Below are 26,825 nucleotides of genomic sequence, written 5' to 3'. Positions count from 1 at the left end.
CGCGAAGCGTCCGACCGTGCTAAAAGTCTTCGGTCAGCAGATACCGGCACCCGGCGCGGATAGCCGCTCCGAGGATGGCACAGTCCCACCATTGGAAAGAGGTTTCCTGCCGGAGTGACCATGCCATCTGAATCAACTCAAGATCGAGGGCGCCCCGGGAGTAGGTTTCGAACTCGAGGGTCGCCTGTCGTGCTTCTTCCGCCGTAATCGGCAATTTTCCCCTCAGTGTGACGTGGAGATATTCCCCGAGCACCTGCGGGCTGACGACCAGAATCTCCCGATTTGCCAGCGATGTCAGCCAATGGGCCGCCGCGTCTAGCTTGGCGGGTTCACGGTCGTCACGGGCATACAGGAAGACGTTCGTATCGACGAAGACCAGATCAGTCGTCATCGTACATCTGTTCGCGGGTCGGTGCCTTCCCGTTCTCGTCCAGGACATGCAACGGCGGCCTCGCGAGGAACCGCTTCATCGCCTCGCGCTGCGACATCACCGGCCGTCCGACACGCCGCTCGATCGTCTCGGCGAGAAATTCGGGCAGGCTCTTGCCTTCGCGTGCCGCATCCGCCTGCGCGCGCTGAAGCACCCCCTCATCCAAGCTCACAGTGACGTTCGTCATCGGTCCGGCTCCGCAAACGTCGATATCGTGTCCCCGTGTTTTCGTGTCAATTTTTGGCGCCCAGCGTCTTCACCTCGTCCCAGCCGCGTCCGGCCATGGCGAGGTGGACCTTGTTCTGGAAGCTTGCATCCTCGCCCGCCGCGAGCACGGCGGCGTGGTCGGCCACCGCCCGGCAGAGGTCGTCCACCCAGGGCATCTCGGCCTTACCGAAATCGTTGAGCACGTAGGAATGGACGAGCGCCTTGTCGCCGGGATGGCCGATGCCGAGGCGCACCCGGCGGTACTCGTTCCCGCATTGCGCCGTGATCGAGCGCAGGCCGTTATGGCCCGCATTGCCGCCGCCCTGCTTCACCCGGAGCTTGGCCGGGGGAGATCGAGTTCGTCGTGGAGCACGATCACGTCGGAGAGTGCGATCTTGTAGAAGCGCTGCGCCTCCGCAACCGAGCGCCCGGACTCGTTCATGAAGGTCTGCGGCTTGAGCAGGATCGCCCGCTCGGGGCCCAGCGCCACCTCCGCCGCCTCGCCCTGGAAGCGCCGCCGGAACGGGGCCGCCCGGTGGACGCGGGCGATCTCGTCGATGGCGAGGAAGCCGATATTGTGCCGGTTGGCGGCGTAGCGGGAGCCCGGATTCCCGAGACCGACGATCAGGCGCATCCTGTTGCGGGGCGACGGATCGGCCGCCCCGTCCTCCTATGGGGCGCTCGCCCGAAGGGCCAGCGCGCGGCGGGAAAGGCCCGCGCATAGCAGATCGCCGCGCGGGCCGACAGGCAGGTTAAACCGTCGCTCCGATCTGCCACGGCGCAAACTCGTCCGCCCCGAAATCCAGCGCCTCGCTCTTGGTCCGCTCACCACCCGCGACGCGCAGGATCAGTTCGAAGATCCGCTGGCCCGCCTGCTCAACCGTCTCGTCGCCATCGACGATCGTGCCGCAATTGACGTCCATGTCCTCTTCGAGCCGCCGGTACATGGGGGTGTTGGTGGCGATTTTGATCGATGGCGCGGGCTTGCAGCCGAACATGCTGCCCCGTCCCGTGGTGAAGCAGACGAGGTTCGCCCCGCCCGCCACCTGCCCGGTGGCGGCCACGGGGTCGTAGCCGGGCGTGTCCATGAAGGTGAAGCCCTTCTTGGTCACCGGCTCGGCATAGCGGACCACGTCCACGAGGTTGGTGCTGCCCGCCTTGGCCATGGCGCCGAGCGATTTTTCGAGAATGGTCGTGAGCCCGCCGGCCTTGTTGCCCGGTGTCGGATTCGAGTTGATCTCGGCCCCTTCCTTGGCGGTGTACTCCTCCCACCACCGCATCAGGTCCACGAGCCTCTGGCCGACCTCCGGGCTCTCGGCCCGGCGGGTGAACAATTGCTCGGCGCCGTAGGTCTCGGTGGTCTCCGAGAGGATGACGCTGCCGCCATGGCGGACGACGAGGTCGCTGGCGATGCCCAAGGCCGGGTTCGCGGACACGCCGGAATAGCCGTCCGAGCCGCCGCATTGCAGGGCGACCGTCAACTCGCTCGCGGGCACCGGTTCGCGCCGGACGGAATTCGCCTCGTGCAGAACCTCCTTTACGAAGTCGATGCCTGCCTCGACCGTCTTGCGGGTGCCGCCCATGCTCTGGATGTTCATGTTGCGGATGCGATCGCCGAGACCTTGCTCCTCCAGGAAGGCGCCGATCTGGTTCACCTCGCAGCCGAGGCCGATCATCACGATGTGCGAGAAGTTGGCGTGGCGCGCGTAACCCGCCAGCGTCCGCCGCAGGAGGCGCAGCGGCTCGCCCATCGCCATGCCGCAACCGGTCTTGTGGGTGAGCGCCACGACGCCATCGACGTTCGGCGTGCCCGCCAAAGGGTCGAGATCGAGGATTGGGTGACGCTTGAACGCGTCGGCGATCAACCCCGCGACATGGGCCGAGCAATTCACCGAGGTGAGAATGCCGACGTAGTTGCGCGTCGCGACCCGCCCGTCAGCGCGGCGGATGCCTGCGAAGGTGGCAGGCGAGGCGATGAAGGGCGTGGGCTTCACATCGCGCCCGAACGCGTAATCACGGGCGAAATCGCCCATGGCGAGATTGTGGGTATGGATGTGCTGGCCGGGCGCGATGGGCTGCGTCGCGAAGCCGATCACCTGGCCGTATTTCAGCACCGCCTCGCCGGGCCCATGGCCCCGGATGGCGACCTTATGTCCGGCGGGGATCCGCTCGGAGGCGGCCACGCCCGCAGCCACGGCGGTGCCGGGCTCGATGGCGGCGCGGGCGATCACCACCCCATCCGCCGCGTTCAGGGTGATGGTCGGATGGGTCACCACGGATTTCCTCCCCGCCCCCTTATTGGGAGCGTTGCCATTGTCTTTGCCCGGAGCGGAGCAAAGATCGGCGGAGGTTTCAAGGCCGCCGGGTGACGGCCGAAGGATGCTCTCAGGCGGCGGACGGCCGACGCAGGAGATCGCGCACCATGCGGAAGGGCAACAGCGGAAGCTTGATCAGCCCCCCCAGAGCCACGACGGCGAGAACGGTCAGGATCGCGAGAACGGTCTTGAACACGGCGGCCTCCGTGGCACTGCGGCCACAACGCGCCGCTCATTCGCAGGAAGCGCCTCAAAGCAGGCAACAGTGTGAACGCAGCGAGCCTGTCCCTGCGTCAGATCGCACATGCACACGTTGCATCGCAGACATGGTCACAATGAGGGACCGCCCTAGGCCCGTGCCACTCTCATGCCATCGTCGGACGCCATCCGCTGCACTGCCGCGAGGGTTCGCTCAAGCGGCAGTGAGTAGAAGGATGTGTCATGTCCAAGACCCTGGCGGCTCTGCTGGCCCTCGCCGTTGGCGCAGCCCCCGCCGTGTCCCTCGCCGAATCCTCGCCCGCGCGTGACGCGCTGAAGCGGGCCTGCACCGGCGACTACATGGAACTCTGTAGCGATTTCGCGCCGGGCGGCCCCGAGGTCGAGGCTTGCTTCCGCACCAACATGAAGAAGCTCTCGCCCGACTGCTCCACGGCGATCACCGCCTACAAGAAGGAGCAGAAGGCCACCCGCAAAGTGAGTGAGGCTCGCTGACGAGCCCCGCCCCGACGGGCGCGCGGCCTACGAAGCCCGCGCGAGGGTGATGATCGCCTCCCGCGGCACCGCCTCGGGGGCGATGGTGGCGGCGGGCAGCTTGCCCGACGCCACGGCGGCGAGAACATCGTCCATCTCGGATTTTGGCATGGCGCGGCCGAACAGGTAGCCCTGGCCGAAATCGCAGCCCTGGTCGGAGAGCCATTCGACGCTGGCATCGGTCTCGATGCCTTCGGCGGTGGTGGCGAGGCCGAGGCTGGAGCCGAGCTTGATGATGGCATCGACCAGCTTGGCGCGCTCGTCGCTCATGGTGATGGCATCGACGTAGCTGCGGTCGATCTTCAGCTTGTCGAACTTCAGTTCGCGCAGATGGTACAGGCTGGAATAGCCGGTGCCGAAATCGTCCAGCGCGATGCGCACGCCGAGCCGCTGCAGCGAGGTGAGCGTGGCCCGCGTCGCCTCCAGATCCTGGATCAGGGCGCTCTCGGTGATCTCCACCTCCAGCCGTCCCGGCGGGAAGCCGGTCTCGGTGAGGATGGCGAGGATGCGCTCGGCCAGCCACACGTCCTGGAACTGGTGCGGCGCGATATTCACCGCCAGGATGAGGTGGGCGGGCCAATCCCGTGCGTCGATGCAGGCACGGCGGATTAGGTTGTAGCTGAGTTCCGCGATCATGCCGGTCTCTTCCGCCACGGGAATGAACTCCGTGGGGCTCACGAGGCCGCGCTCGGGGTGGCGCCAGCGGGCGAGCACTTCGAGGCCGACGATCTGCTTGTCCGGCAGCGCGACCACCGGCTGGTAGAACGGCTCGATCGCCCCCTGCTCGATCGCCGTGCGCAGTTCCGCCTCCAGGCGGGCGCGGGCGCGAAGCTCCTCATCCATGGCGCTGCGGAAGAAGCGGTAAGTGCCGCGCCCTTCCTTCTTGCCCTGGTACATGGCGAGGTCGGCCGCGTGCAGGATGGCGTCGGCGTCGATGTAGTCGGGCGACACGGCGGCCACGCCGACCGTGGCGCCGACCTTCAGTTCGTTCTGGCTCCAGTTGATGGGCGCGGCGATCGAGGAGATCACCCCCTGCGCGAGGCGCGTCAGCCCTTCGCTGCCGTGGGAGAGCGGAACCAGGAGGGCGAATTCGTCGCCGCCGAGCCGGGCCGCGACGCCGCCCGGGGGCAGCAGGGCGGTCAGGCGTTCCGCGACGGCGCAAAGCACCGCATTACCGGCGGCATGGCCGTAGAGGTCGTTGACCGGTTTGAACCGGTCGAGGTCGATGAGCAGCACCGCCGATAACTCGGTCGAGAGTTGCCCCCGCACCCGCTCGATCTCCTCAAGGAAGCGGCGGCGGTTGGCGAGGCCGGTGAGCCCGTCATGCCGGGCGATGGCCTCGGCATTGGCGGCGGCGGCGTCGCGCTCCAGCATGAGGCGGCGCATCAGGATCGACTTGCGGATGCTGGCTCCGCAGATCGCGACGCCCATGCAGGCGCCGAGGATCATGAAATCGCCGAGCCGGTAACTCTGAACCGCCTCGTGCAGCACGTCGAAGGAGCCGAGCGTGATGCCCACGAACCAGATGCCCGCCCCGATGAGGAGCAGGCAGAGGGTTTCGTAGAGTTCGCCCTTCCGCCACTGAACGATCGTCGCCTTGGTCATTGCGCCTACCTCTTGCGGCCACAACGAACCACAAATCACCTAAGACGGGGTGAAGCCGAAACTCGAAAGGCGGCATCTAACGGTACGATTTGGCTCTTACATTTGATCTCTGCTGTTTTTTACCATGAAAACAGTTCTCCCCTGCTCTGCCGCAAAGCCCGTTTCGCCCTCAGAAACCCGACCGCATCGGCGACGCCGGGAGCGGCGGCTTCCCGCACATCGCTGGGCGTGAGGCCGAGGCTCGCGAGTTCGTGAATGGGAGCCGTCGAAAGCCGATAAAGGATGCGGCGGTTCATCGCGGGGCGTCCGAACTCCTCACGGAGGCCATTGGCCACCCGCTGTATCATCCTGCGCAACCTGTCCCCCGCCATCGCCCTCTCCCCTTCGAATGAGGGGCCAGGATGACGGCCCGACCCTGGGCAAGACAGGGACGATTTCGTACGGTTCGCTCGAATTGTCCGTTGCCAGGACCAGTACGGATGTTGCTTACCGACCAGCTCGGCCGCACGGAGGCGGTCGCCGATGGCATCCGCCAGCGCATCGCTGCACGGGTGCTCGCCCCCGGCGCGCGGATCCCCTCGGTACGCGCCCAGGCCGAGGCGATGGGCGTGTCGAAATCGACGGTGGTGGAGGCCTATGAACGCTTGGCGGCCGAGGGCGCCATCGTCTCGCGGCCGGGCTCCGGCTTCTACGTGGCGGGCAAGACCCGGCCCCTATGCCTGAAGGCGATGGGTCCGGAGCTCGACCGCGCGGTGGACCCGCTCTGGCTCGCCCGGCAATCGGCGCTCGCCGGATCCACCATGATGATGCCCGGCGGCGGCAACTTGCCCGAGGCGTGGCTGCCGGACGATGCCGTGCGGCGGGGCCTGCGCGCCGTCGCCAGGGCCGAGACCGCCATCGTCACCCGTTACGACCAGCCGCAGGGCTTTCCCCCGCTGCGGGCACTCATCGCCCGGCGAGGCGCGGAGAAGGGCGTCGTCGCGAGCCCCGACCAGATCGTACTGGTCGATTCCGCGACGCAGGCCTTGGACCTGATCGCCCGGTTCCTGCTTCAGCCCGGCGACACGGTGCTGGTGGACGATCCCTGCTACTTCAACTTCGTCGCTCTTCTTCGCGCCCAGCGCGCCACGGTGATCGGGGTGCCGATGACGACGGAGGGCCCTGACCTGACGGCCCTGGCGGCCCTTTTGGCGAAGCACCGGCCGCGCTTCTACCTGACCAATTCGGCGCTGCAGAACCCGACCGGCACGAGCCTCCTGCCCGCTACGGCGCACCGCATCCTGCGCCTGTGCGAGGCGCACGAGACCCTCGTGGTGGAAGACGAGATCTTCGGTGATCTCGAACCCGACGCGGCCCCGCGCCTTGCCGGGTTCGATGGGTTCGAGCGGGTGATCCAGATCGGCGGCTTCTCGAAGACGCTCACCGCCGCCGCCCGCTGCGGCTGGATCGCCCTCCGACCGGACTGGGTCGAGCCGCTGGTCGATCTGAAGCTCGCCCTCAGCCTCGGAAACGGCCATGTCTGCGCCGCCCTGGCGCACGGGCTGCTGACCGATGGCAGCTACCGGCGCACCCTGGCCGAGACGCGCCGAAGACTGGCGGGCGCCATGGCGCAGGTGGCCCGCGACCTCTCGGAGTGCGGCCTGCGGATCTGGGCCGAGCCGCGCGGCGGCTACTTCCTTTGGATGCGGCTGACGGATGGGCGCGACGCGGCGGACGTGGCCCGCCGGGCCCTAACGCGCAACATGCTGCTCGCCCCGGGGGTCGTGTTCAGCCCCTCAGGCGGCTGGCAGGATTTCCTGCGCTTCAATGTCGGACATTGCGCCGACCCGCAGGTGATGAAATCCCTGCGGGCCGTGCTGGGTTAGCCAGCCCTACCAGACCAGCCGCTCGATCACGGCGTCCGGATGCACGCTCTGCCGGCCGAGCCACTCGGCGATGTCGCCGAGGGTGTGGTGATCGGCGGTGACGCCGAGTTCCTCGGCATGGATCCCGCGGGCGACGAGAAGACTCGCGATGCCGAAGCCGCTCGCCCCGGCTATGTCGGTGCGGATCGCGTCGCCGATGGCGATGACCCGCCCCTTCTCGTCGGGGGCGCCGCCGTCGAGGGACGCAGCGACGGCGAGCGCCGCCTCGTAGACCGGCCGGTGCGGCTTGCCCGCATAGATTACCTCGCCGCCGATCTCGGCATAGGCGGCCGCGAGCAATCCGGCGCAGGGGATGAGGCGGTTGCCGCTCTCCACCACGAGGTCCGGGTTGGCGCAGATCATCGGCAGGCCGCGCCCGGCAAGGCGGGTCAGCTCGGGGCGGTAATCCTCGGCCGTCTCGTTGCGATCATCGAACAGGCCGGTACAGACGATCAGGTCGGCCTCGTCCTCCGGCACGAGGGTGAGGTCGAGATCCTTGAACACGCCCAGATCGCGCTCCGGCCCGATATGGCGGATGCGCGCGCCGGGGCGGGCGGCGATCAGGTCGCGGGTCAGGTCACCCGAGGTGAGGATCGCATCATAGGCCTCGCGCGGCACGCCGAACCGGTCGAGGATGCGGCCGACCCCGTCGCCCGGGCGGGGCGCGTTCGAGACCAGCACCACCCGCCGCCGCCGCGGGCCCGGCAGGTTGCGGAAGCGGATGAGCGCCTCACCCGCCGCGACATGTGCCTTCTGCCCGTCGTGGAGCACGCCCCAGACGTCGCAGAGGATCAGGTCGCGCCCCTCGGCGATCCCGGACAGGCCGGAGAGGGTGGGGATCGGCGTGGTCATGGTGCGGTTCGGTCCCTGGTGTTCAATGGGGCTTGGCCAGCCGGTGCTCGGCGAAGAAGTCCAGCATCGCCCGCGAAGCATCCGGCCCTGCCGGGTCGGTATAGGTGCCCTCGGGCCTGCCGCCGGACCAGGCATGGCCGACGCCGCGAATGCGCCAATCCTCCAGCACGACCCGTCCGGTGCGGTCGCTATAGCGCGTCCTGATGAACGGGTGGCCGCCGAAACGGTCCCCCGCCCCCTCGAAACGCTCGGCGCTGGCCTCCAGGCCCGAAGCCTCGGCCTGGGCGAGGATCTGGTCCGCGTTGCGCACGCTCACCGTGTTGTCGTCGGTGCCGTGAAACACGATGGTCGGGATGCGCTTCGGGGTGACGGTCGCACCGAAATTCGGGCCGGTACCGAAGCCGGGCGCGCCGACCTGCATCGCCATGATCGCCGAGCCGAGATCGCGGGCGCAGCCCGCCGCGAGGCCGGAATGCACGCCCACGGCGGCGTAGAGATCGGGATAGGCATGGGCGATGTTGAGCGCTGCCGCGCCCCCCGCCGACATGCCCGCGATGTAGACCCGCGCCGGATCGATCGGATAGGCCGCCATCACCGCCCGCGTGATGCCTGCGATGATCGCGGGCTCGCCGCTCTCGCGAGACTGGTCGGCGGGGTCGTACCAGTTCCAGCACTTCTGCGGATGGGCCGACCGGTTCTGGGCGGGATAGGCCACGAAGATGCCGAGGCGCTCGGCCAGAACGTTCATGCCGGTGCCGGCGGCGAAATCGTCCGGGTTCTGGGTGCAGCCGTGAAGCATCACGACGAGCGGGGCCGACTTCTGCGGCGTGCCCGGCACGAACAGCTTGTAATCGCGCGATCCGGCGGCCACCGCATGGCTGCGCACCACGAAGGAGCCGGAGGATGGGCCTCGCTCCGGAGCGGGAGAGGGCTGGCGTTGGCCGAGCCCCTTCAGCACCGGGGCGGCGAGACCGCGCACCACGGTCTCCACCACCTCCCGCACGCGCAGGCTGGAGGACGCCTCGGCCCCGTGGCGTTGAGGATTCGGCGTCGAGGGCGACGAGCCCCCCGCCCCGTGAGGGTGCGCTGGATCAGGGCGGTGGCCTCTTCCAACCGGCCGAGGCCGGTCAGCCGCGTGGCCTCCGCGAGATCGGCCAGGGGATCGCCGGAGCCTCGCTTCCCGGACTTCGGGTCGAACTTGCCGAAAATGTCGGACATGGGTGTCGCCTCGTCTCGGGTTGCAGTCAGCGCAGACGGTCCGCAAGGGCGGCACGGACCGCCGGGGTGGCCTGAAGGCTGCCCAGCACGGTCAGCGTGCCAATGGTTTCGCGGGCGAGTTCGGGAGTGACGTCGGCTCCGATGGTGGCGAGGCCGAGCACGCTGATGTCGAGCATCCGCCCCTCGGCACGGGCCGCCTCCAACTCGGTGCGGCCGATCCGGCACAGGCCGAGTTCGACGCTGCGCCGCTCCACCGACTGCTTGGTGATGTCGGCGTGGCGGCCGATCTGGTTGCGGATCGCCGTGCGGATGAAGTCGCTACGGTTGGCGTAGACGCCCTCCGCCACAAGCAGGTCGACGTAGCCGAGGTCGACATGGCCCAGGTTGATCGTGATCTTCTCGCTCTCCGGCACCCGTGCGCCAGCGAGCCCCTGGACCTGTCGCATCACCCAACCTCACCATCCACGCGGATGGTATATAGAGGGTGAATTTTGCATTGCAATAGGATCCTGCTGCATTGCAGCAGAACCGCGCGGAGGCTTAGGCGGTTTCGGGTCCGCTGATATAGTCCGACCAGATTGCCTGGGCGCCGAGACTCGCGCGGAAGGCGTCGTGGCGCTCGCGCTCGGCATCGGTCAGGCGACTGCGGAAGGTGCGGGGTACGCTCCCCGCCGCGCCGGGCAGGTTCGTGGCGGCGGGGGCAGCAGCCTCCGCGACGAGCAGGCCGAGGCTCGTCTGCTTGCCGCCCAGCAGTTCGACATAGACCTCGGCCAGGATTTGCGCGTCGAGGAGCGCCCCGTGCTTGGTGCGCCGGGAATTGTCGATGCCGTAGCGCGAGCAGAGCGCATCGAGGTTGTTGGCCGCGCCCGGATGCTTGCGCCGGGCCATGGGCAGGGTATCGACCACATCCTCGAGCCGGATCGGCGGGGGGCCTCCGCCCCGAGCCTCGCGTACTCCATGTTGAGGAAGCCCACGTCGAACGGGGCGTTGTGGATCACCAGGCGGGCATCACCCAGGAAGTCCAGCAGGTCGGGCACGACCTTGGCGAAGACCGGCTTGTCGGACAGGAACGCGTCCGAGAGCCCGTGCACCGCGTAGGCGCCCTCGGAGACCGCCCGCTGCGGGTTGATGTAGCAGTGGAATTCCCGGCCGGTCGGGATGTGGTTGAACAGCTCGACCGCGCCGATCTCGATCAGCCGGTCGCCGTTCTGAGCCTCAGTACCGGTGGTCTCGGTGTCGAGGACGATCTCACGCAGCATGTCGGGTCCTGCCGGTCCGGAAGGCAGCACCCTACGCCGTTCGGCCACCCGGAGTCACCCCACGGCCGTGGGACGGCGGTCTGTGAGGCGCCCCGCCCGAAGGCGGGGCTCCGCCGATCGTTACTGGCCGCGGTTGGCGCCCGGCACCACGCTGGCGCCACGGCCGGAGCCGAAGGGCTCGTAGCGGGTGAGGCCGCGGAAGAGCTGGCTGAGGAAGGCGCGATCCTGACCGCTGGTAGGCGTCGTGCGCTCGATGAAGTCGAACACACGGCCATCCTGCAGGCCGTAGAGCGCCACGCGCTCCACCTTGAAGCCGGGGGTGAAGTAGACGGCGATGACCTTCTGGTCCTGCACGCTCTCGCCCAGGAACATCACCGTGCGGCTGGTGTTCTGAGAGATGTAGTACCAGGACTTGTTGCCGACCGTGGACACGGTGGAGGGCGTGCCGAGGGTCTGGAGGACCCGATCCGGCGACATGCCCGGCTTCACCGTGGCGAGGGCGGCCTGATCGACTTGATAGCCGTGGCGCAGCTCCTCGCCGATACAGCCGGACAGACCCGCGCCGACGAGGCCGAGCAGGGCAAGGCGCGCGAAAGACGAGACGAAACGGCGCCGCATCGGCCCCCCAAGAATTCCGTTGACGGCCAGCGCGCGACAGCGCGCCCGCACATGCTGTGCGGTGGCGCTTGCGCCCTGGGCGTGGGTTGGCCTACCGCGTGGGTATGGCTTTGACAAGGCAAGCGTGGCCACACCGGGCCGACCATACTATTTACCCGCACACGGGGTCTCCCCGGTGATCGCCCGGTTCTTCCGGCGCGGTGCCGAGCGGCGGCGGCCGGTCGAGGCGCTGCACGCCGCCATCGTGGGCGCGGCCCGGCAGCCCGCGCTCTACACCGCCCTGCATGTACCGGACACGGTCGAGGGCCGGTTTGAGGCCCTGTGCCTGCACGCCTACCTCGTCCTGCGGCGGCTCGACCGGCTGCCACCCCCTGCCGCCGACTTCGCGCAGGAGCTTGTGGATACGGTCTTCGCCAATCTCGATGCCAATGTCCGCGAACTCGGCGTGAGCGATGTCGGCGTGAGCAAGCGCATGAAGAAGCTCGCCTCCTCCTTCTACGGGCGGGCGCGAAGCTACGATGCCGCCCTGGCGGCCCCCGACGATGCCGCGTTGCAGGCTGCCCTCGCCCGTAACATCGTCGGCCCGGATTCCGACCCGGCCGGGCTCGCCTCCTATGTCCGCGCGGCGGAGACCTCGCTGTCCGCCGTCGACTTCGAAACCCTGCTCAAGGCAGGACCGCCCCTCCCCGACCCGTCCGCCTTCGCGGCCGCACGACCTGACACGGACCAGCCGGCATGAGTGCCAAGACCACCCCTCCCCTCTCGCGTCCCATCGAGATCGGCCGCCTGCCGCGCGGCCGGGCCGAGGTCACGGTCGAGGCGAGCCCCGAGGAATGCGCCGCCCTCGCGCGTGATTTCGGCATCCCGGCGGTGCGCGACCTCGTGGGCCGATTCGTCCTGAGCGGGACCTCGACGCGCTTGACCGTGACCGGCACGGTGGAGGCCGTGGCGACGCAGGTCTGCACCGTGACCCTCGAGCCGTTCGAATCGGCCGTGCGCGAGCCGGTCGACGTGGTGTTCAGCGACGCGCCGCCGCCCGACGAGGAGCCCGAGGACGGCCCGCCTGAGGGCGCCCCCGAGCCGCCCGATCCGATCGTGAACGGGCGCGTCGACCTCGGCGCGCTCACCGGCGAGTTCCTGGCGCTGGGGCTTGACCCCTATCCGCGCAAGCCCGGCGTGACGTTCGAACCCGTCGCCAGCGGCCCGGAGAGCGGCCCGTTCGAGGCCCTTCGCCGCCTTCGCGACGAAGACGCCTGAACCGCGGAACCCGGCCCCGCGCCGATTTCGTTTGCCCAAGCGGCGGGCATCGCTATGGTCCGCCGCGCCCGGCGGCTCCCGCCGGAATCCATCCCGCCGAGGCCGCGAACCGAGTTCATATGTCCAACCGCGTCCGCATTTCGCTCGACGCCATGGGCGGCGATCACGGCCCCGCCACGGTGGTGCCCGGAGCCGCCCTCGCCCGCGAGCGCCATCCCGACATGACATTCCTGATGTTCGGGGACGAGGCGATCCTTGCACCGTTGGTGGCCGCCGAGCCCCGGCTGAAGGATTGCGTCGAGATCCGCCACACCACCGTCTCGGTGGCGATGGACGACAAACCGAGCCAGGCGGTGCGCCAGGGCCGCGGCAAGTCCTCCATGTGGCAGGCGGTCCAGGCCGTCCGCGACGGTCAGGCCGAAGCCTGCGTCTCCGCCGGCAATACCGGCGCGCTGATGGCGATGTCGAAGATCTGCCTGAAGACCATGTCGGGCATCGAGCGCCCGGCCATCGCCTGCCTGTGGCCGACGGTGCGCGGCGAGAGCGTCGTGCTGGATGTCGGCGCCACGATCGGCACCGACGCCGAGCATCTGGTCGAGATGGCGGTGATGGGCTCGGCCATGGCCCGCATCGTGTTCGACCTCGACCGGCCGACGGTCGGCCTGCTCAATGTCGGCACCGAGGAGATGAAGGGCAACGAGGCGGTGAAGGAAGCCGCCCGGCTCCTGCGCGAGATGGACGCGGCGGGCCTGACCTATCACGGCTTCGTCGAGGGCACGGATCTCGGCAAGGGCACGGTCGACGTCGTCGTCACCGAGGGCTTCACTGGCAACATCGCCTTGAAGACCGCCGAGGGCACCGCCAAGCAGATCGGCGCGTATCTCCGCTCGGCCATGACGCGGACCCTCTCTGCCAAGATCGGCGCCTTCTTCGCCCGCCACGCCTTCAAGGCCCTGAAGGACAAGATGAATCCGAGCCGCGCGAACGGGGGCGTATTCCTCGGGCTCGAAGGCATTGTGGTAAAGAGCCACGGCTCCGAGAACGCGCAGGGCTTCGCTGCCGCGATCGACCTCGCGCACGACATGGCCCGCCACGACATGATCCGCACCATCCGCGAGATGCTCGACCAGACGCCGGCCCTGGCCCCGGCCTGAGCCTGCCGAGGTAGGGACGCCATGATTCCGTCCAGGCATCCCTGTTTTAGCTCATTGTCTTTGCATCACCTGTTTCAGACACGGCTGACGCCCCCGTCTGGATCGATGCACTAGAGGAGACGGGCGGGCCGTACGACGGGTCCGCCGGAAAGGTACACACGATGTCAGCCCTGCGTTCCGTCGTCGTCGGCACCGGTTCGTCCCTGCCCGAGCGGGCGGTGACCAATGCGATGCTCGCCGAGCGGGTCGAGACCTCGGACGAGTGGATCGTCCAGCGCACCGGCATCCGCCAGCGCTTCCTCGCTGGGGAGCACGAGACGACCTCCGTGCTCGGCACCCGCGCGGCGCAGGCCGCCCTCGACGCGGCGGGCCTCGGGCCGGAGGCGATCGACCTCGTGATCTGCGCGACCTCGACGCCCGACCACACCTTCCCCGCCACGGCGACGCAGATCCAGGCGGCGCTCGGGATCACCCAAGGGGCGGCCTTCGATCTGCAGGCGGTCTGCGCAGGGTTCGTCTTTGCGGTCTCGACCGCCGACAAGTTCCTCACGACCGGAGCCGCCAAGCGCGCCCTGGTGATCGGGGCCGAGACCTTCTCGCGCATCCTCGACTGGGAGGACCGCACCACCTGCGTGCTGTTCGGCGACGGCGCTGGGGCGATCGTGTTGGAAGCCCGCGAGGACGGTGAGCGCGGCGTGCTCTCGGCCTCCCTCCGCTCGGACGGGCGCCACCGGGAGAAGCTCTACGTCGATGGCGGCCCCGGCTCGACTGGCACGACCGGCCATCTGCGCATGGAGGGCAAGGAGGTGTTCCGCTTCGCCGTCGGGCAGGTGACGGACGTGATCGTGGATGCCTTCGAGAAGGCGGGCCTCTCCGCCGACGATCTCGACTGGTTCGTGCCGCACCAAGCCAACCGCCGGATCATCGAGGCCTCCGCCGACAAGCTCGGCATCGCCCGCGAGAAGATCGTGCTCACGGTGGACCAGCACGGCAACACTTCCGCCGCCTCGATTCCGCTGGCCCTCGACGTCGCCGCGCGCGACGGGCGCATCAGGCCGGGGGACCTCGTGATGATCGAGGCGATCGGCGGCGGCTTCAGTTGGGGCGCAGCCCTGATTCGCTGGTGACGGTCAAGCCCGAAACCCACGGTTGACCGGGCCGCCACGGCGGATTAGCGTGGCGGATCATAGAGATACGTCCCAACAAGCCCAGGCGGCGAACCCGCCCGAAGAGCGCGGTCGGGACGAGGGCGAGCCGGCAAGGAAACAAGGAATGGCGGGCAAGACGGTGACGCGTGCCGACCTGAGCGAGGCCGTCTACCATCAGGTCGGGCTGTCGCGGACCGAGTCGGCCGCTCTGGTCGAAACCGTTCTGTCGGAGATCTGCACCTGCCTCGCCAACGGCGAGACGGTGAAGCTCTCCTCGTTCGGCTCGTTCGTGGTGCGCAGCAAGGGCCGCCGCGTCGGCCGCAACCCCAAGACCGGCGTCGAAGTGGCCATCGAGCCGCGCCAGGTCATGGTGTTCAAGCCCTCGAACGTGCTCAAGGCCCGCATCAACGGCGAGGCCGTGGAGGACGAGGACTAGTCTCACGGTCGATCGAGGCTTGAGCGTTGCCCGCTGGGGCTGCAAGATCACCGGCACAGGCCCGCTCCAGTCGAATCACGATGCCACCAGCCCTTGCCGCACCCGACGACACCACCGAGGCGCGGGAGAAGAGCGCGGGCGCCTTCCGCACGATCAGCGAGGTGGCCGAGGCCCTGGACGTGCCGCAACACGTCCTGCGCTTCTGGGAGACGCGCTTCGGTCAGATCCGCCCGATGAAGCGGGCCGGAGGGCGGCGCTATTACCGGCCCGAGGATGTCGACCTCGTGGCAGGCATCAAGCATCTGCTCCATGTCCGCCGCTACACGATCAAGGGCGCGCAGCGGATCATCAAGGACAACGGGATCCGCTTCGTCCAAGCCGTCGGCCGGGGCGAGGTCGTGGCCGCGCCACCCCCGCTGCAGGATCTGGATGGGGGCGTCGAGGGCCAGTTGCCCGACGACACCACCGTGATCGCCCTGCCGGGCGAGGATCAGGCGGCGCTGGAGGATGCGCTCCACGAATTGCGGACCTGCCGCGCCCTCTTGGACGAGCTCCGCCAGCCGCCGGACTAGCCGAAGCGGCCCCCCGGCCAAAGCGTAGCAAGGGATTGGCGCATCGGCCGAACTTTGCCGAAGCACCGGCGTTGTCGCCCGATGGCCGCTCCGCCGAACAAACTGTCGCCCAGCCAGGAGCTGATGGCCCGCATTCTGCGGATCGTACGGGCATGCCCCGACGCGGCCTCTGAGGTGCTCGAGCTGATCACCCTGGTCAGTCAGGTCGAGGCCGCCACCGCCGTCGATCCGCGCTATCGCGACGCGCGGCGGGTCATCGCCCGGCTGCGCGCGCCGCTCTGGGACATGGGCCCCGCCGACCGCGAGCGCCTGCTCGCCGCCGCGGAGACGATCCGGAAGGTCTGCCGCCTGAAGGAAGAGGACATCCCGGCCTCGCCCATCGCCGATGCCGGGGAGCGCGCGCGGGTGGAGCAGCGGCTCGCCGCAGCGATGAGCGGCGAGTTCTCGCCCGCCCAGATCGCCCGCGTCACCGGCATCGTCGCGGCGGCGCTGCAGGACTGATTGCGGGCTGCGCCCCTCGACGCGCGGCTCTGCCATTCCCACATCCATCATGCGGACGGAGTGCCGGACAGGGCGGAGCGCCCGCCGCCGGGCCGCGATGGAGACATGCCCCGTGACGATCGCCACCGCCCTCCCCGGCCGCTGCCTCTCGGCCCTGTTCGGCGTCCTGCTCATCGCCGGTCCCGCGGCGGCGCAGACGACGGTGACGCGCTCCAAGACCGTGGCATCCGGCCAGACCGTGCGGTTGGAGATCGCGCCGAACCTGAAGAAGGATTGCAGCCCCGGCCCGATGCCGGAATTCAAGGTGTCCGGCGCGCCCAAGAACGGATCGGTCATCACGAAGGTTGGCAAGCTGAAGACGCCCGCCAGCTATCGCTGCCCGAACAAGGAGGCCGCCGTTCAGGCGCTCTTCTACCAAGCCAATGCAGGCTACACCGGATCGGACGAGGTGACCTTCGAGGTCAAGTCTTCCGACGGATCGGTGCAGACCCAGAACATCAAGATCACTGTCGGCGCTGCCAATTCCAAGCCGGCGGGCGATGCCAAGAAAGAAGGCACCGATCTCTGATCCTTAGGCAATCAGAATCGTCGAATGCACCGTTTTTCGGCGCTCATCATCGAGTTCTACGGAGAATTTCAGTCTCGTTTCCCGGCGAGGCTGGAATTCCAGTCTATGGGTGTTGCACGTAATCAACGTGATTGCGGCGTGTTCGACGCACTGCGACAAATGGCGGACCTGTCGGTTGCATCCGAGCCGGGACAGGATGAAGCTGTCCCGGTCTGAGAGGGTGACGCGAATGCCTATGCAAGCGACGAACGACCTCTTCCAGAGCTTCGCACGAGGGTACGAAGCCCGCCGAGACACGGAGATGAGCCTCTCCGAATATCTCGAAGCCTGCCGCGACGAGCCGCTGATGTATGCCTCGGCGGCGGAGCGTATCCTGGCCGCGATCGGCGAGCCGGAATTCGTGGACACGGCCAAGGATTCCCGGCTCGGCCGCATCTTCATGAACCGGACGATCCGGACCTACCCGGCCTTCCGCGAATTCTACGGCATGGAGGAGACGATCGAGCGGATCGTCTCGTTCTTCCGGCACGCGGCGCAGGGTCTCGAGGAGCGCAAGCAGATCCTCTACCTGCTCGGCCCGGTCGGCGGCGGCAAGTCCTCCCTCGCCGAGCGGCTGAAGGCCCTCATGGAGGTCCACCCGATCTACGTGCTGAAGGCGGGCAACGAGGTTTCCCCCGTCTTCGAGAGCCCGCTCGGCCTGTTCGACCCCGAGACGATGGGCGAGGAGATCCAGCGCCGCTACGGCATCCCACGCCGCCGCCTCACCGGCCTGATGAGCCCCTGGGCGCTCAAGCGCCTCGACGAATTCGAAGGCGACATCTCCCAGTTCAAGGTGATTAAGGTGCGCCCGTCGCGCCTGCGCCAGATCGGCATCGCCAAGACCGAGCCTGGCGACGAGAACAACCAGGACATCTCGTCCCTCGTCGGCAAGGTGGACATCCGCCGCCTGGAGACCCTCTCCCAGGCGGACCCGGACGCCTACTCCTATTCCGGCGGCCTGAACCGGGCGAACCAGGGCGTTCTCGAATTCGTCGAGATGTTCAAGGCGCCGATCAAGATGCTCCATCCGCTGCTCACGGCGACGCAGGAGGGCAACTATGTCGGCACCGAGAATATCGGCGCCATTCCCTTCACGGGCGTGATCCTGGCGCACTCGAACGAGGCCGAATGGCAATCGTTCAAGACCAACAAGAACAACGAAGCCTTCATCGACCGTATCTACGTCATCAAGGTGCCCTACTGCCTCCGGGTGACGGAGGAGCAGAAGATCTACGACAAGCTGATCACCGGGTCGGAACTGTCCGACGCGGCCTGCGCGCCGGGCACGCTGGAGATGCTGGCCCGGTTCTCGGTGCTGTCGCGCCTGCGCGAGCACGCGAACTCGAACCTGTTCTCCAAGATGCGGGTCTATGACGGCGAGTCGCTCCGCGAGGTCGACCCCCGCGCCCGCTCCATGCAGGAGTACAAGGACTCGGCGGGCGTCGATGAGGGCATGGACGGGATCTCGACCCGTTTCGCCTTCAAGGTGCTGGCTGCGACCTTCAACCACGATACGACCGAGGTGTCCGCCGACCCCGTGCACCTCATGTACGTGCTGGAGCAGTCGCTCCGCCGCGAGCAGCTGCCGCCGGAAACCGAGAAGAAGTACCTGGAGTTCATCAAGACGGAGCTTGCGCCCCGTTACGCCGAGTTCATCGGCCACGAGATCCAGAAGGCCTATCTCGAATCGTACCACGATTACGGCCAGAACCTGTTCGACCGTTACATCGACTACGCCGACGCCTGGATCGAGGATCAGGACTTCAAGGATTCCGAGACCGGCCAGGCTCATGAACCGGGAGCTTCTGAACCAGGAGCTGACCAAGATCGAGAAGCCGGCCGGCATCGCCAACCCGAAGGATTTCCGCAACGAGGTGGTGAAGTTCGCTCTGCGCTCGCGGGCGCAGCATGGCGGGCGCAACCCGAACTGGACGAGCTACGAGAAGCTGCGCGAAGTGATCGAGCGGCGGATGTTCTCCCAGGTCGAGGAACTCCTGCCGGTCATCTCCTTCGGATCCAAGAAGGACGGCGACACCGAGAAGAAGCACGGCGAATTCGTCGAGCGCATGGTGTCGCGCGGTTACACCGAGCGGCAGGTCCGCCGTCTGGTGGAATGGTACATGCGGGTGAAGCAGGCCGGCTGAGGAGTGGGTTCACGACCCCTCGCCCGCCACAGTTTCGGACGAACGGCGGGCGAGGTTACGAGCCGGCCGGATACGCGGGCGAGGGCTTGAGCACCTGATGCACATCGTCGACCGACGCCTCAATCCGGGAGGCAAGAGCCTCCCGAACCGCCAGCGCTTCCTGCGACGCGTCAAGGATGTAGCGCAGCGGGCAGTGCGGGAATCCGCCCGGGAAAACGACATCAAGAACCTCGGCAAGGACGGCCGCGTCACCGTGCCGGCGGACGGGGTGCGCGAACCGCGCTTCAGCCGCCAGCCCGGCAGCGGTCGCCACGACCACATCCTGCCCGGCAACAAGACCTACGTCGAAGGCGACATGATCGAGCGCCCGCCGGGCGGCGGCGGGGGTGGCGGCGGCTCCGGCGAGGGCGGGGATGGCGGCGAGAACAGCGAGGACGCGTTCCAGTTCGTCCTGACCCGCGACGAATTCCTCGAACTCTTCCTCGAAGATCTCGAACTGCCGGACCTCGCCAAGCGGCGGCTCTCCGTGGTCGAGACGGAGGGCATGCGCCGGGCGGGCTACACCATCACCGGCTCCCCGGCGAACCTCGCGCTGACGCGCACCCTGCGCAATTCCATGTCCCGGCGCATCGCCCTCAAGCGGCCGAAGCCCGAGGAGGTCGAGGCCCTGGAGAGGCGCATCGCCGCCCTCGGTGAAGGCGACGTGACGCGGGCCGATCTCGAAGCCTCCCTCACCCTGCTGCGGGAGCGGGCGAAGCGCATCCCCTATGTCGATCCGATCGACCTGCGCTTCCGGCGCTTCGAGCCCTATCCGCGCCCCATCGCGCAGGCGGTGATGTTCTGCCTGATGGACGTGTCGGGCTCGATGACCGAGCACATGAAGGACCTCGCCAAGAGGTTCTACATCCTGCTCCACATCTTCCTCACGCGGCGCTACCGCCACGTGGAGATCGTCTTCATCCGCCACACTGACCGGGCGACGGAGGTGGACGAGGAGACCTTCTTCGGATCCCGCGAGACCGGCGGCACGCTGGTCTCCTCCGCGCTGATCGAGATGAAGCGCGTGATCGCCGAGCGCTACGACCCGAACGACTGGAACATCTACGCCGCGCAGGCTTCCGACGGCGACAACGTGTCGAGCGACGGTCCCACCGCCACCGATCTGCTGCGGGCGAACATCCTGCCCGCCTGCCAGCACTTCGCCTATCTCGAAGTGGGCGACGAGAACGGGCCGCGGGCCGGTTTCGTGGAGCACCGCACGACCCTGTGGCGGACCTACGAAGCCATCGCCAAGGCGGGCGGTCCCATCGCCATGCGCAAGGTGAACCACCGCCGGGAGATCTACCCCGTGTTCCGCGAGCTGTTCGGTCGCAAGGACAAGGCAGAGGCGTGAGCGGATGCACCTCGCTCCGTCGTCATTGCGAGCGCAGCGAAGCAATCCAGGGACACGCCACGTTCACAAGCGTCCCGCAGCTCTGGATTGCTTCGCCATGCTCGCAATGACGGTAAGCTGTTTGAAACGGCTCGCTTCCCCTCGCGGGGACAAGGCCGCGGTTCTTCGGGAGACGCCATGACACGCCTCGCACCCCAGAAGATCGTCCGCGCCGACAAACCCCTGTTCACCGGCAACGATTGGGATTTCGACACCATCCGCCGCATCCACGATGCCTGCGAGGAACAGGCGCGGCTGCTCGGCCTGTCGTGGTATCCCAACCAGATCGAGATCATCACCGCCGAGCAGATGCTGGACGCCTATGCCTCCATCGGCATGCCGCTGTTCTACAAGCACTGGTCCTTCGGCAAGCACTTCGCCCAGCACGAATCCGGCTACCGGCGGGGCCTGATGGGGCTCGCCTACGAGATCGTCATCAACTCCGACCCGTGCATCTCCTACGTGATGGAGGAGAACACGGCGACGATGCAGACGCTCGTCATCGCGCATGCCGCCTTTGGGCATAACCACTTCTTCAAGAACAATTATCTGTTCCGGCAGTGGACCGACGCCGAGGGCATTCTCGACTATCTCGACTTCGCTAAGAGCTTCATCGCGCGCTGTGAGGAGCGCTACGGTCATCAGGCGGTGGAGCAGGTGCTCGACGCCGCCCATGCGCTCATGAGCCAGGGCGTTCACCGCTATCCCCGCAAGAAGCGTCCGGACCTCGCCTCCGAGCAGCGCCGGGAGCGCGAGCGCGTCGAGCACGGCGAGCAGATCTACAACGACCTGTGGCGCACCCTGCCGAACAAACCGGGTGCCGCCCCCTCCGACATGGCGGCCGAGCGCCGCCGGGCGCTGCTGGAGCTTCCCCAGGAGAACATCCTCTACTTCCTGGAAAAGGTCGCTCCGCGACTGCGGCCCTGGCAGCGGGAGATCCTGCGGATCGTGCGTCTCGTCGCGCAGTATTTCTACCCGCAGCGCCAGACCAAGGTGATGAACGAGGGCTGCGCCACCTACGTCCACTACCGGATCATGAATGCGCTGTCCGAGACCGGCCAGATCACCGAGGCCGCCTATCTCGAATTCCTGCAATCGCACACGAACGTCATCCGCCAGCCGACCTACAACGACCGCTCCTATGGCGGTCACAACCCCTACGCGATCGGCTTCGCGATGATGCAGGACATCGCCCGCATCGCCGAGAACCCCAGCGACGAGGACCGGGAGTGGTTCCCCGACATCGCCGGGCGGGGCGACGGCATGGAGATCCTGCGTGATTGCTGGGAGAATTACCGCGACGAGAGCTTCATCGCGCAGTTCCTCTCACCCAAGCTGATGCGCGACCTGCGCCTGTTCCATGTGGTGGACGATCCCGAGGAGCAGGCCCTGCGGGTGGAGGCGATCCACGACGAGCGTGGCTACCGCCGCCTCCGCCGCGCCTTCGCCCGCCAATACGACGTGGCGTGGCTCGATCCCGACATCGAGGTCGTCGATGTCGATCTGGAGGGTGACCGCAAGCTCGTCCTGCACCACAAGACGCTCAACAAGATCACCCTGCAGAAGGACGATGCCCGGCGGGTGCTACAGCACCTCGCCGACCTCTGGGGCTACGACGTGGTGCTCAAGGAGGTCGAACCCGCCACCGGCGCCGTCCTCAGCGAGATGAGCGCCAGCGCCCGGCCGATCTTCTTCTGAGGATGGCCGGAAGGCGCCCTTACGCCCGTTGACGCATCGTCCGGCGGGCGCCCTCCGGCATGGAGATGTCGGAGCACACGCGGTTCCGGCCGAGGCGCTTGGCCCGATAGAGGGCCGCGTCGGCGCGGGCGACGAGGGCCTCCCAATCGCGGTCGGACTCCGTCCCATGGGCGGCCACGCCGAAGCTGCCGGTGACATTCGGAATGGCCGCGCGATCCCCCTGTCCGGCCGCGAGGCGCAGGCGCATCCGTTCGGCCAGATCGGCGGCGGCGGCCGAGTCGAGCCCGGGGGCGAGGATGAGGAATTCCTCGCCGCCGTAGCGCACCACGAGATCGCCCGGGCGGGCCAGGGAGGTCAGCACCGCTGCCACCCGCTTCAACACCGCATCGCCGCCGGCATGGCCGTACACGTCGTTGACGGTTTTGAAATGATCGATGTCGAGGAGGATGGCGCCGAGAGGCTGGCCGGCCTGCCGCGTGGCCTCGATCACGCCGGGCGCCTGCTCCGCGGCCGCGCGGCGGTTCAGGAGACCGGTCAGGGAATCGGTCTCGGCCAGCTGCTTCAGATGCTGGTTGGTGCGCCGCCGCTCCCGTTCGAGAACCTGCTTGCGCCGCAACTCGTCGCGCAGAACGGCGAGACCGGCGAACATCTCATCGACCTCCGGACCCGCCTTGGCCCGGGACGGCGGATTGCCCAATCCCCCGACGGAAAGGGACAGGATCTCCTCGCGCACGGAGATGAGCGGGAGGAACAGGCGCCTCCGGAAGGTGAGGCCGAGCCAGAGCAGCGCCAGCACGACCGCCAGCGTGACCCCGGCGGAGGCGACCGTCGCCGCGATGGCCGCCTCGCGGGCCTTCTCGATCTTGCGCAGGGTGAACGCGCCGAGGCGCTCCTTCAACTCCGTCGATGCGGTGAGGCCCGGCACGTAGCGCCGGGTGAACTCGGCCGCACTGCCCCGCAGGCTCGGCTCCGCGAACACCTCCATCGCCATGGGCAGGCTGTGGCCGAAATACTCCGTCTCGACCCGCGCCAGCGCCTCCCGGATACCGGGATCGTCGCCGTGGTTGTGGGCAAAAGCGGAAAGCTTCCGCCACAGATAGGTGATCTTATCCTGTGTCCGCGTGACGGAGGCGCTGGCCACCTGCATCGGGAGACCGCCCGTCAACGTCATGACAGCATAGGAGCCGAGGCGCCCTGCCTGCTCGCGAAGGGCGCTCGCCTCCGCCTGCAACAGAACCTCGGCGCCGACTTCCGGCGCATGGCGCAGAAGGCGTCGTCCGCACTCGATGCGCAGGGCCGCCGCCTCGTCCGCTGCGGCGAACATCGCCTGAATCGCCTCGGCGATCATCGCCCCCGGCCGCTCCTCCGGCGGCCTGGCACTGACCGCGTCGACTTTGGCCCGTCCCTCTGCCAGACGACGAATGACCGCGTCGAAGACACTCGTCTCGTGCGTGCTCACCCGGGCGGCGGCGAGGCGCCGGTCGGTCTCGGCACGCGTCGCGGCGAGCTTGGCGAGGGCGTCGCTCGAAGTCGGCCCGTGGGGATCCATCGCCACGTTGGACGGTCCGCGCTCCGCGGAGATCATATCCGTCGCGGCGAGCACCAGAGCGAATTGCGACGCATCGTCCACTGCGTGCGACGCGCGGCGCAACTCTGCGACGTTGTTCGAGACCAGCACACCGCCGAGCGCGGAGCAGCCGATGGCCGCCGCCGCCCCCACGATCCATTGAAGGTGCTGAATTCGTATCGCCGCCAGCATACCAGTCCGCATCGGCCCTGGCACCACCGCCACGAGCGGAAGCTCAATCCAGGGCTCGCCAAGCGGGTATAGCGATGATCGTACAACGAGTGGTGAAGGTGCGGCAGTGAATGCTGGTTGAAAATTCAAGATTCAGAGCAAAACCTGTCATTTCACCCAAAATGTAGCAGATGTAGGCGATTGGCCTCGGGAAGCGGACCGCCACCGGCCCGGCTCACAGCCGATTGCGCGGAGCCCATGGCCGTGCTGCATGGGGGCATGAGCGCCACGATCATGAGCCTCGCGCAGACGCAGGCCTTCCTCGACAGCGAATTCCCGCAGATGCAGGCGGGCGGGCGCGCTTACCATCTGGAAGCGGTAGGGCCGCTCTCGGCGCGGATGCGGCTCGAAGCGCACGAGCGATTTCTGCGCCCCGGCGCCACGGTGTCGGGCCCGGCCATGATGGCGCTGGCCGATTACGCCCTCTACGCGGCCATCCTCGCCAATATCGGCCCGGTCGCGCTGGCGGTGACGACGAACCTAACGTTCAACTTCCTGCGCAAGCCCGCTTCGGGCGACCTGATGGCCGAATGCCGCCTCCTGAAGCTCGGCCGACGCCTCGCAGTGGGCGAGGTCGCGATCACGTCCGTGGGCCACGAGGACATCGTCTGCCACGCGACGGGGACCTACTCGATCCCGCCGCGCTGAGCGTCAGGCCCGCGCCTCGGTCAGCCGTGCCGCGTAGCGGGCAATGAGATCGACCTCGAGGTTCACGGCATTACCGGCCTCGCGCTCGCCCCAGGTCGTCACCTGCAGCGTGTGCGGGATAAGGAGCACCGAGAACAGGTCGCCCTCCACCGTGTTCACGGTGAGCGACGTGCCGTCGAGGCAGACGGAACCTTTCTCGGCGATGAAGCGGGCGAGGCCCGCCGGGGCACGCAGGGTGAAGCGCTCGCTCGGGCCCCAGGCCCCGCCCGTCACGGTCTCGCGGGTGACGATGTCAGCGAGGCCATCCACATGCCCGGTCACGAGGTGGCCACCGAGTTCGTCGCCGATCTTCAGCGACCGTTCGAGGTTGATGCGCCGCCCCGGCGCCCAGGCGCCGACATTGGTGCGGGCCAGGGTCTCGGCGGCCGCATCCACGTGGAAGACGCAGCCGCCTTCCTCCGGCACGATCGACACGGCCGTAAGGCACGGGCCCGAACAGGCGATCGATGCGCCGAGCGCGATGCCAGCAGGATCATAGGAGCAGCGGATCGCGATGCGGCGTAGGTCGCCCTCCCCCTCGACGGAGAGCACCGTGCCGACATCGCTGACGAGACCCGTGAACATGCCTCAGACGCTCCGCTCGTAGGTGACGGCCCGGTCCGCCCCGAGGATGAGATCGTCCACGACGTCGAACCGGGCGATGCGGCGCGTCAGGACGGGGCCGAGGGCGGGCAGCCCGCCCGCCGGACCGGCCTCGACCGGGCCGGTCATCAGGGTGACCGCATCGATGAGATCGGCCTCGGCCAGCGCTTCCGCAAGGCGGGGGCCGCCTTCGCTGCACAGGCGCGTCAGGCCGCGCTCGCCGAGATAGGCCATGGCGGCGGGAAGATCGATCCGCCCCATCCCGTCCGCCGGGACGGCCACGACCTCGACTCCGCAGGCTTCGAGGGCGCGCCGGGCATGGGCGGGGGCGGAGCGGGTGGTGAGCACCAGCACCGGCACATCGTGCGCGGTGCGGGCGAGGACGCTCGCGGGAGAGAGATGCAATTCCGAATCGAGCACGATCCGCAGGGGCGACCGCTCCGCGAGACCCGGCAACCGCACGGTGAGGGACGGATCATCCGCCCGCGCCGTGCCGATGCCGACGAGGATGGCATCCGCATGGGCGCGCCACAGATGCACCGCCCCATCCGCGACGGGCCCGGTGATGCGCAGGCGCTCGGCGCCCGCCCCGGCGGCGAAGCCGTCCCGCGTGCGCGCGAGCTTCAGGTGCAGCATCGGCCGCCCCTGGGTCACGCGCGTGATGTGGCCGCGATGGTCGCGCGCGGCCTCCTCCCGGCACAGGCCGGTCTCCACCGCGATGCCACCCCGGCGCAACAGGTCATGACCTCGCCCCGCGACACGGGGATCAGGATCTTCGAGGGCGCTCACCACGCGCCCGATCCCAGCGGCGATGATCGCCTCCGTGCAGGGCGGCGTGCGGCCGTGATGGGAGCAGGGCTCGAGGGTGACGTAGAGCGTCGCGCCCCGCGCCGACCCACCCGCCAGGGCGAGGGCCTGCGTCTCGGCATGGGGCCGCCCACCCGGCGCCGTGGCGGCGGCCGAGAGGATCGTGTCCGAACCGGGGGCGGCGACCACCGCCCCGACCGAGGGGTTCGGCCAGGTCCGGCCGAGGTTCCGGCGGCCGAGCGCCAGGGCGAGGCGCATGAAGCTGGCGTCGCGGCTCACGTCTTTGGCCCACGGCGGCGGGGGGCGGGCTTCGCCTCCGATCCAGGCTCGGGCTCCGGCTCGATGGCGGCGACGAGGGTCCCGCCGAGGGTGCCGAGCAGGCTCTTCGAAGTCCTTGGCCTCGCGAAAATTCTTGTAGACGGAGGCGAAGCGCACATAGGCGACGTCGTCGAGGCCCTTGAGTCCGGCCATCACCAGTTCACCGATCGCCTCGGAGGCGACCTCGGCCTCGCCCGCACTCTCCAGCTGGCGGGTGATGCCGCTCACCAGCCGCTCGATCCGCTCGGGCTCGACGGCGCGCTTGCGCAGGGCCACGTCGATGGAACGCTGGAGCTTGTCCCGGTCGAAGGGCACGCGCTTGCCCGACCGCTTGACCACCGTCGAGCTCGCGCAGTTGCACCCGCTCGAAGGTGGTGAAGCGCCCCGCGCAATCCGGGCAGACCCGGCGGCGGCGGATGGCGGCGCCATCTTCGGAGGGGCGCGAATCCTTCACCTGCGTGTCGGATCCGCCGCAATAGGGGCACCGCATCGGGCGCGATCTCTC

At 68.3% G+C, this 26,825-nt stretch carries 28 protein-coding genes and 4 pseudogenes; 15 read left to right on the top strand and 17 right to left on the bottom strand.

Going from position 1 to position 26,825, the window contains the following annotated elements; translation table 11 throughout:
• Positions 1–19 precede the first annotated feature (19 nt).
• From ACFQE0_RS07290 to ACFQE0_RS07270, 5 genes and pseudogenes are all read right to left on the bottom strand, one after another.
• Positions 20–391: a PIN domain-containing protein gene (locus ACFQE0_RS07290; protein ID WP_378968405.1), complete on the bottom strand. Its 372-nt coding sequence runs from the start codon at positions 389–391 to the stop codon at positions 20–22.
• A complete protein-coding gene (locus tag ACFQE0_RS07285; RefSeq protein WP_378968403.1) occupies positions 381–617 on the bottom strand; it encodes a hypothetical protein in 237 nt (78 codons plus the stop codon). Before ACFQE0_RS07285 ends, ACFQE0_RS07290 begins: the two co-directional genes overlap by 11 nt.
• A gap of 46 nt (positions 618–663) precedes the next feature.
• Positions 664–1,271 (bottom strand): annotated as a pseudogene (pth, locus tag ACFQE0_RS07280) (aminoacyl-tRNA hydrolase).
• Between the two features lie 118 nt (positions 1,272–1,389).
• Positions 1,390–2,913, bottom strand: coding sequence for a UxaA family hydrolase (locus ACFQE0_RS07275; RefSeq protein WP_378968401.1), 1,524 nt, complete (start codon positions 2,911–2,913; stop codon positions 1,390–1,392).
• 109 nt (positions 2,914–3,022) lie between these two features.
• On the bottom strand, positions 3,023–3,148 hold the full coding sequence (locus ACFQE0_RS07270; RefSeq protein ID WP_378968398.1) for a hypothetical protein: 126 nt from the start codon (positions 3,146–3,148) through the stop codon (positions 3,023–3,025).
• 245 nt (positions 3,149–3,393) lie between these two features.
• Between ACFQE0_RS07270 and ACFQE0_RS07265 the strand changes: the two genes are divergently transcribed.
• Positions 3,394–3,663 (top strand): hypothetical protein, encoded by a 270-nt coding sequence (locus ACFQE0_RS07265; RefSeq protein ID WP_378968396.1) that lies wholly within the window; start codon positions 3,394–3,396, stop codon positions 3,661–3,663.
• A 27-nt stretch (positions 3,664–3,690) separates the two neighbouring features.
• On the opposite strand, the gene ACFQE0_RS07260 is transcribed toward ACFQE0_RS07265, so the two are convergent.
• Positions 3,691–5,307 (bottom strand): putative bifunctional diguanylate cyclase/phosphodiesterase, encoded by a 1,617-nt coding sequence (locus ACFQE0_RS07260; protein WP_378968394.1) that lies wholly within the window; start codon positions 5,305–5,307, stop codon positions 3,691–3,693.
• Positions 5,308–5,426: 119 nt separating this feature from the next.
• Positions 5,427–5,603, bottom strand: coding sequence for a hypothetical protein (locus ACFQE0_RS07255; RefSeq protein WP_378968392.1), 177 nt, complete (start codon positions 5,601–5,603; stop codon positions 5,427–5,429).
• 183 nt (positions 5,604–5,786) lie between these two features.
• Between ACFQE0_RS07255 and ACFQE0_RS07250 the strand changes: the two genes are divergently transcribed.
• Positions 5,787–7,172 (top strand): aminotransferase-like domain-containing protein, encoded by a 1,386-nt coding sequence (locus ACFQE0_RS07250; RefSeq protein WP_378968389.1) that lies wholly within the window; start codon positions 5,787–5,789, stop codon positions 7,170–7,172.
• Between the two features lie 6 nt (positions 7,173–7,178).
• Here the strand turns inward: ACFQE0_RS07250 and ACFQE0_RS07245 are convergent, their stop codons facing one another.
• From ACFQE0_RS07245 to ACFQE0_RS07220, 6 genes and pseudogenes are all read right to left on the bottom strand, one after another.
• On the bottom strand, positions 7,179–8,063 hold the full coding sequence (locus ACFQE0_RS07245) for a TIGR01459 family HAD-type hydrolase (protein WP_378968387.1): 885 nt from the start codon (positions 8,061–8,063) through the stop codon (positions 7,179–7,181).
• Positions 8,064–8,085: 22 nt separating this feature from the next.
• Entirely contained in the window at positions 8,086–9,066 is a 981-nt protein-coding gene (locus ACFQE0_RS07240) for an extracellular catalytic domain type 1 short-chain-length polyhydroxyalkanoate depolymerase (protein WP_378968385.1), read from the bottom strand.
• The gene (locus tag ACFQE0_RS07235; RefSeq protein ID WP_378968383.1) at positions 9,015–9,281 is read right to left on the bottom strand and encodes a hypothetical protein; all 267 of its coding nucleotides are present in this window, start codon (positions 9,279–9,281) and stop codon (positions 9,015–9,017) included. Before ACFQE0_RS07235 ends, ACFQE0_RS07240 begins: the two co-directional genes overlap by 52 nt.
• A 26-nt stretch (positions 9,282–9,307) precedes the next feature.
• Positions 9,308–9,727: a CopG family transcriptional regulator gene (locus ACFQE0_RS07230; protein WP_378968380.1), complete on the bottom strand. Its 420-nt coding sequence runs from the start codon at positions 9,725–9,727 to the stop codon at positions 9,308–9,310.
• Between the two features lie 94 nt (positions 9,728–9,821).
• Positions 9,822–10,540 (bottom strand): annotated as a pseudogene (gene dnaQ / locus ACFQE0_RS07225) (DNA polymerase III subunit epsilon).
• A gap of 120 nt (positions 10,541–10,660) precedes the next feature.
• Positions 10,661–11,158: an outer membrane protein assembly factor BamE gene (locus tag ACFQE0_RS07220; RefSeq protein ID WP_378968378.1), complete on the bottom strand. Its 498-nt coding sequence runs from the start codon at positions 11,156–11,158 to the stop codon at positions 10,661–10,663.
• A gap of 175 nt (positions 11,159–11,333) precedes the next feature.
• Between ACFQE0_RS07220 and ACFQE0_RS07215 the strand changes: the two genes are divergently transcribed.
• The 12 genes and pseudogenes from ACFQE0_RS07215 (at position 11,334) to ACFQE0_RS07160 (ending at position 22,107) form a co-directional block, all read left to right on the top strand.
• On the top strand, positions 11,334–11,897 hold the full coding sequence (locus ACFQE0_RS07215; RefSeq protein WP_378968376.1) for a ubiquinol-cytochrome C chaperone family protein: 564 nt from the start codon (positions 11,334–11,336) through the stop codon (positions 11,895–11,897).
• On the top strand, positions 11,894–12,415 hold the full coding sequence (locus ACFQE0_RS07210; protein ID WP_378968374.1) for a YceD family protein: 522 nt from the start codon (positions 11,894–11,896) through the stop codon (positions 12,413–12,415). The genes ACFQE0_RS07215 and ACFQE0_RS07210 overlap by 4 nt, the downstream gene beginning before the upstream one ends.
• A 119-nt stretch (positions 12,416–12,534) precedes the next feature.
• Positions 12,535–13,569, top strand: a complete 1,035-nt coding sequence (gene plsX, locus ACFQE0_RS07205) for a phosphate acyltransferase PlsX (RefSeq protein WP_378968372.1) — start codon at positions 12,535–12,537, stop codon at positions 13,567–13,569.
• Positions 13,570–13,730: 161 nt separating this feature from the next.
• The gene (locus ACFQE0_RS07200; protein WP_378968370.1) at positions 13,731–14,696 is read left to right on the top strand and encodes a beta-ketoacyl-ACP synthase III; all 966 of its coding nucleotides are present in this window, start codon (positions 13,731–13,733) and stop codon (positions 14,694–14,696) included.
• Positions 14,697–14,745: 49 nt separating this feature from the next.
• Positions 14,746–15,153, top strand: coding sequence for an integration host factor subunit alpha (locus ACFQE0_RS07195; protein WP_378968368.1), 408 nt, complete (start codon positions 14,746–14,748; stop codon positions 15,151–15,153).
• An 80-nt stretch (positions 15,154–15,233) separates the two neighbouring features.
• Entirely contained in the window at positions 15,234–15,725 is a 492-nt protein-coding gene (locus ACFQE0_RS07190; protein ID WP_378968366.1) for a MerR family transcriptional regulator, read from the top strand.
• A gap of 81 nt (positions 15,726–15,806) precedes the next feature.
• The gene (locus ACFQE0_RS07185) at positions 15,807–16,226 is read left to right on the top strand and encodes a hypothetical protein (protein WP_378968364.1); all 420 of its coding nucleotides are present in this window, start codon (positions 15,807–15,809) and stop codon (positions 16,224–16,226) included.
• 112 nt (positions 16,227–16,338) lie between these two features.
• Positions 16,339–16,794 (top strand): VCBS domain-containing protein, encoded by a 456-nt coding sequence (locus tag ACFQE0_RS07180; RefSeq protein WP_378968361.1) that lies wholly within the window; start codon positions 16,339–16,341, stop codon positions 16,792–16,794.
• 24 nt (positions 16,795–16,818) lie between these two features.
• Positions 16,819–17,010, top strand: coding sequence for a hypothetical protein (locus tag ACFQE0_RS07175; RefSeq protein WP_378968359.1), 192 nt, complete (start codon positions 16,819–16,821; stop codon positions 17,008–17,010).
• Positions 17,011–17,023: 13 nt separating this feature from the next.
• A pseudogene (locus ACFQE0_RS07170) lies at positions 17,024–18,977 on the top strand (PrkA family serine protein kinase).
• Positions 18,978–19,074: 97 nt separating this feature from the next.
• Positions 19,075–20,370, top strand: a complete 1,296-nt coding sequence (locus ACFQE0_RS07165) for a YeaH/YhbH family protein (RefSeq protein WP_378968357.1) — start codon at positions 19,075–19,077, stop codon at positions 20,368–20,370.
• Positions 20,371–20,547: 177 nt separating this feature from the next.
• On the top strand, positions 20,548–22,107 hold the full coding sequence (locus ACFQE0_RS07160) for a SpoVR family protein (protein WP_378968355.1): 1,560 nt from the start codon (positions 20,548–20,550) through the stop codon (positions 22,105–22,107).
• 19 nt (positions 22,108–22,126) lie between these two features.
• On the opposite strand, the gene ACFQE0_RS07155 is transcribed toward ACFQE0_RS07160, so the two are convergent.
• Positions 22,127–23,878: a GGDEF domain-containing protein gene (locus ACFQE0_RS07155; protein WP_378968353.1), complete on the bottom strand. Its 1,752-nt coding sequence runs from the start codon at positions 23,876–23,878 to the stop codon at positions 22,127–22,129.
• A 246-nt stretch (positions 23,879–24,124) separates the two neighbouring features.
• Here ACFQE0_RS07155 and ACFQE0_RS07150 point away from each other — a divergent pair, with 246 nt between their 5' ends.
• Entirely contained in the window at positions 24,125–24,553 is a 429-nt protein-coding gene (locus ACFQE0_RS07150) for a PaaI family thioesterase (protein ID WP_378975347.1), read from the top strand.
• Between the two features lie 3 nt (positions 24,554–24,556).
• Here the strand turns inward: ACFQE0_RS07150 and ACFQE0_RS07145 are convergent, their stop codons facing one another.
• From ACFQE0_RS07145 to nrdR, 3 genes and pseudogenes are all read right to left on the bottom strand, one after another.
• Entirely contained in the window at positions 24,557–25,177 is a 621-nt protein-coding gene (locus tag ACFQE0_RS07145) for a riboflavin synthase (protein WP_378968350.1), read from the bottom strand.
• 3 nt (positions 25,178–25,180) lie between these two features.
• Positions 25,181–26,281 carry a bifunctional diaminohydroxyphosphoribosylaminopyrimidine deaminase/5-amino-6-(5-phosphoribosylamino)uracil reductase RibD gene (ribD, locus tag ACFQE0_RS07140; RefSeq protein ID WP_378968348.1) on the bottom strand — a complete coding sequence of 367 codons (1,101 nt, stop codon included), beginning with the start codon at positions 26,279–26,281 and terminating at the stop codon, positions 25,181–25,183.
• Positions 26,278–26,810 (bottom strand): annotated as a pseudogene (gene nrdR, locus ACFQE0_RS07135) (transcriptional regulator NrdR). Before nrdR ends, ribD begins: the two are co-directional and overlap by 4 nt.
• Between the last annotated feature and the right edge of the window lie 15 nt (positions 26,811–26,825).

It is taken from the genome of Methylobacterium komagatae (assembly GCF_042661665.1).
Taxonomy (GTDB): domain Bacteria; phylum Pseudomonadota; class Alphaproteobacteria; order Rhizobiales; family Beijerinckiaceae; genus Methylobacterium; species Methylobacterium komagatae.
This window is presented reverse-complemented; position numbering and strand designations above follow the sequence as displayed.

Coding starts and splice junctions, on each gene's coding strand:
- ACFQE0_RS07265 (WP_378968396.1), top strand. CDS start 3,394: ATGTCCAAGACCCTGGCGGCTCTGCTGGCCCTCGCCGTTGGCGCAGCC.
- ACFQE0_RS07210 (WP_378968374.1), top strand. CDS start 11,894: ATGAGTGCCAAGACCACCCCTCCCCTCTCGCGTCCCATCGAGATCGGC.
- ACFQE0_RS07250 (WP_378968389.1), top strand. CDS start 5,787: ATGTTGCTTACCGACCAGCTCGGCCGCACGGAGGCGGTCGCCGATGGC.
- ACFQE0_RS07220 (WP_378968378.1), bottom strand. CDS start 11,158: ATGCGGCGCCGTTTCGTCTCGTCTTTCGCGCGCCTTGCCCTGCTCGGC.
- ACFQE0_RS07155 (WP_378968353.1), bottom strand. CDS start 23,878: ATGCGGACTGGTATGCTGGCGGCGATACGAATTCAGCACCTTCAATGG.
- ACFQE0_RS07245 (WP_378968387.1), bottom strand. CDS start 8,063: ATGACCACGCCGATCCCCACCCTCTCCGGCCTGTCCGGGATCGCCGAG.
- ACFQE0_RS07160 (WP_378968355.1), top strand. CDS start 20,548: ATGACACGCCTCGCACCCCAGAAGATCGTCCGCGCCGACAAACCCCTG.
- ACFQE0_RS07260 (WP_378968394.1), bottom strand. CDS start 5,307: ATGACCAAGGCGACGATCGTTCAGTGGCGGAAGGGCGAACTCTACGAA.
- ACFQE0_RS07185 (WP_378968364.1), top strand. CDS start 15,807: ATGGCCGCTCCGCCGAACAAACTGTCGCCCAGCCAGGAGCTGATGGCC.
- ACFQE0_RS07175 (WP_378968359.1), top strand. CDS start 16,819: ATGCACCGTTTTTCGGCGCTCATCATCGAGTTCTACGGAGAATTTCAG.
- ACFQE0_RS07230 (WP_378968380.1), bottom strand. CDS start 9,727: ATGCGACAGGTCCAGGGGCTCGCTGGCGCACGGGTGCCGGAGAGCGAG.
- ACFQE0_RS07235 (WP_378968383.1), bottom strand. CDS start 9,281: ATGTCCGACATTTTCGGCAAGTTCGACCCGAAGTCCGGGAAGCGAGGC.
- ACFQE0_RS07290 (WP_378968405.1), bottom strand. CDS start 391: ATGACGACTGATCTGGTCTTCGTCGATACGAACGTCTTCCTGTATGCC.
- plsX (WP_378968372.1), top strand. CDS start 12,535: ATGTCCAACCGCGTCCGCATTTCGCTCGACGCCATGGGCGGCGATCAC.
- ACFQE0_RS07145 (WP_378968350.1), bottom strand. CDS start 25,177: ATGTTCACGGGTCTCGTCAGCGATGTCGGCACGGTGCTCTCCGTCGAG.
- ACFQE0_RS07165 (WP_378968357.1), top strand. CDS start 19,075: ATGCACATCGTCGACCGACGCCTCAATCCGGGAGGCAAGAGCCTCCCG.
- ACFQE0_RS07255 (WP_378968392.1), bottom strand. CDS start 5,603: ATGAACCGCCGCATCCTTTATCGGCTTTCGACGGCTCCCATTCACGAA.
- ACFQE0_RS07190 (WP_378968366.1), top strand. CDS start 15,234: ATGCCACCAGCCCTTGCCGCACCCGACGACACCACCGAGGCGCGGGAG.
- ACFQE0_RS07200 (WP_378968370.1), top strand. CDS start 13,731: ATGTCAGCCCTGCGTTCCGTCGTCGTCGGCACCGGTTCGTCCCTGCCC.
- ACFQE0_RS07150 (WP_378975347.1), top strand. CDS start 24,125: ATGAGCGCCACGATCATGAGCCTCGCGCAGACGCAGGCCTTCCTCGAC.
- ACFQE0_RS07285 (WP_378968403.1), bottom strand. CDS start 617: ATGACGAACGTCACTGTGAGCTTGGATGAGGGGGTGCTTCAGCGCGCG.